The organism is Paenibacillus sp. KS1 (assembly GCF_001680695.1).
GTDB lineage: Bacteria > Bacillota > Bacilli > Paenibacillales > Paenibacillaceae > Paenibacillus_B > Paenibacillus_B suaedae.
The window spans coordinates 1-3467 of sequence record NZ_MAIS01000177.1 but is presented as its reverse complement, the minus strand read 5'-3'; the positions used below and the strand labels follow the sequence as shown (position 1 = coordinate 3467).

General features: G+C 43.6%; 2 protein-coding genes. Both read left to right on the top strand.

The features are described from left to right. Window positions 1–1308: PAAR-like protein (locus BBG47_RS30960; protein WP_254659948.1), on the top strand; the 1308-nt coding region annotated here is incomplete at its 5' end. Between the two features lie 20 nt (window positions 1309–1328). After that, the gene (locus BBG47_RS27380; RefSeq protein WP_065294378.1) at window positions 1329–3341 is read left to right on the top strand and encodes a contractile injection system protein, VgrG/Pvc8 family; all 2013 of its coding nucleotides are present in this window, start codon (window positions 1329–1331) and stop codon (window positions 3339–3341) included. Window positions 3342–3467: the final 126 nt, after the last annotated feature.

Here is a 3467-nt window from a genome sequence, read left to right as displayed (position 1 = left end):
TATGTGTCCAAATTTATGGGGTTAATCCGTAAGGATATTAAGAGTGTAACTTTCACTGGTCATTCCCTTGGAGGAGCACTAGCTCAATATGCCTCTTCCATATACAAGAAGGAAGCCGTTACATTCAATGCACCGCATCTTCCTATGAATAAAGATAAAGATTTCGACGGAAGCAGAACGAGAAATTATGTTATTTATGGCGATCAGGTTGGGCATAGTGTTCCTGGTATTGACATTGGTAAAACAGTGAGATTGCCCCAACAATTCACACCAGCCTTAGGGATTGGGGTAAAAGAAAAAGGCTTCATGCATAAACATAAATTAGATAACTTTGATTGGTATTTCGATAAAAATGGAATGATCATCGACACAAATAAACATCTTACGATAGCAGCCACTAAAGGTAATAACGAATTAACGGCATTTCCAAGGGGAAGCACCTTAGTTGGTGGGCCGGGAATTGATCGTTTATTTGGGGGTATTGGTAAGGACATATTAATCGCTGGTTCTGGAACCACTTACATGCACGGAGGTGGAAATTATAACACTTTTACATATAAGATGAATAGCGGGATCGCAATTATCGAGGCTACTGGAAGTAATGGATTTTTAGAAATTCAAGATTACAATATAAAGGACTTATCGTACACAGTATTTATGAATGGGGTCATCCCTCCCTATTGGGAAATTTATTTGTCAGACAAAAAAAAACACAAAATTAAAATTGAAGACTTTTGGGGTATGAACGGACCGACATTATCATACATCAAGATACAGAACTCCTCAGAACTCTACACCATCAACGTTCATTCTATGCTTGGTTATTATAAAAGGGACGGAAAGAACGGAAAGACACTCCCAAGTGACAAACAAGTGTTATTCACCGAACTGCCGAAAGATGTACTATATCGGAATGATCCAAAGGCGCAGAGCAGCTCAAAAAGCATCGAGATGCAGCCGTACGTCGTAGCAGGAGCAACTATTAAGTGCAACTGCGGGAGCTCGACAAGCAGGCTCAAGGTGGAGAAGAGTCATGGCGTGTACATTAGAGGAAAAGTACAGTTAAACGTCAATGACTACAAGCCCAACGCTAATATTGAGTCATTCGGTCTATGTTCCAGCCGTGCCAATCCAGATGTTCAGCGAGCAGGCGGTCCAGTACGATGTAACCCGAACGTGGCGACATCATGGATATATGGGAAAAAGGATATGTTGGTGGGGAAACAGCCGGCATTGCTTAACATTTCCCAGAATTCTTGTATGTATCAGGGAACCATTCGGATTGTCGATAACGGCCAATTATCGTGACGGAGGCAGGAGGAGAAGGAATGGATGTGAATGTGACAGAGAAGACGGTAAGCTATGCAGATATAATACTTATTTCCCCGTACGACATTCAGACCATTACAGAACTACATATTACCCAGCAATTCAATGAACATGCCAAGCTACATCTAACAGCAATTGTAAAGGAAGAGTCGACAGATAGCTGTATTGACACGGCTACTTCCCAAGATAACATTTGCGTGCAACAGAATCTGCCAGATGGACAAGTGCGGACGTTATTTCAAGGATTGCTCTCTCAACTACAGATTCGAGCAATACACGGTATCTATTATATAGAGCTTGAAGCGCTCTCTTATACATGGAATATGGATATCAAGCGTAGAAGGCGTTCCTTTCAGAATCAAAATCTGTTGTATGCGGACTTGGTTGAGTCTGTAATTGCTCCATATACGAGAGCGGATGTAATTGACCATGCTTCAGGTACAACGCAATTGGAACATATGGTTTTGCAATATGAAGAGACGGACTGGCAGTTCCTTAAGAGAATGGCTTCTCACTTCGGTGCCGTATTACTAGCAGAACCAACTGCGACAGCCCCCAAGTTCTGGTTCGGGTTGCCGGAGGGGAGAGCAGGTATTCCGTTGAGCCATATCCATTATCGGATAGGCAAAAACTTGTCCGCACATTCGCTCACTACAGCCAAAGGCTTGGGAGAAGACGTAAACGAGAATGACTTCATTAGCTATACCATAGAGACGGCACAATATTTCAGATTGGGTGATCGTATTGTTCTCGATGGAGTGGAGCAAGTTGTCGGCCAATCGAGAGCGACACTAAGAGAGGGTATATGGAGTTATGAGTATGTGATGATGAATGAGCAAGGCATTCGTCAACTGCCCATCTACAATGAGCGTATTGCAGGAGCTGTCCTGAGCGGAACGATTATTGGCATTAATAAGGATAAAGTAAGGCTTCATTTGCATGTTGATGCGGAACAAGAGAGAGATGAAGCAAGCTGGTTCCCATACTCTATTGTCTATGCAGCAGAAGGCAATAGCGGCTGGCATTGCATGCCGGAACTGCGCGACAACGTAAAGCTGTACTTTCCAAGTCGTTATGAAAAAGAGGCAGTAGTGATCAATTCGCTTAGCACCAGGGAAATCTCCTTCGAGCCGGAGGATCCACGCTTTAAGTATATGGGGATAGCTTCAGGCAAGGAGATGAAGTTAAGTGACGAGGAATTCATGTTGTCCGCTCACGGAGGTGGTATCTTCATAAAGCTGCATGACGAAAAGGGAATTGACCTTCATAGCAAGAGCAACTTGTCCTTATTGACAGATAATAACATTGGATTAGCGAGCAAGCGGAAGCTTGATATCAGGGCAGAAGAGGCTATCTATCTATTATGTGGCACAAGCAGTATATTGCTTGACGGGCAATCTGACTTGTTAGCATCTTCTGTGCAACTAGAGGGAAGTGAACAGGCGTCTACTGTTACGAATGATGATGAAGTGGAAGAACGTGACAAGAAGATGGCTGTACGACATGAAGAGAATATTGCACCAAATGAACAAAGTAAAGAGAAAGACCCCGCATGGTTTCTGAACGCGGTGCAGCTAGGACTGGATGTGGTCGGGGTTATCCCGATCATCGGTAATACTCCAAAGATGATGGATAGTACAACTTCCATGGACAGAGGTAAGGGTGCAAAGGAAGCGCTAACCTTAGCAGCAGCATTTCCCGTTGCTGGGCCGATGATTAAGGGTGCTCAGTTCGTGATGCAAGCGACAGCAATCATTCCACAGGCAATGAAGAAGGCAACGAAAGAAGAAGACTACGGAATGCTATCACACAATTTTCAAGTCGCATCCAAGTATGCAGACGAGGGAGATTGGATTAATGCCGCACGGAGTGTTGCAGGCACGATCGGACTTCGGATGGAGACGACTGGATCGAGGCATGTTCTTACTGACGATTCTGAGAATAAGAGCAATGCCATAGAGAGGCGAGTTAGCAATATAAAGAATGACATGGGAAATGCCAGATTCCGTTAGCGATTATTCCATGTCAGGGGGATGAGAAATGTTCGTATATATACTATCAATAATGCTCTGCTTAGTACTGGTAATTATTGTATTTGGTTCAGCAATTATATGGTGGAAGCAAGGAAGGAAAGCAGC

Bases quoted from the DNA above. Each gene is read 5' to 3' on its own strand.
- BBG47_RS27380 (WP_065294378.1), top strand. From the start codon at position 1,329: ATGGATGTGAATGTGACAGAGAAGACGGTAAGCTATGCAGATATAATA.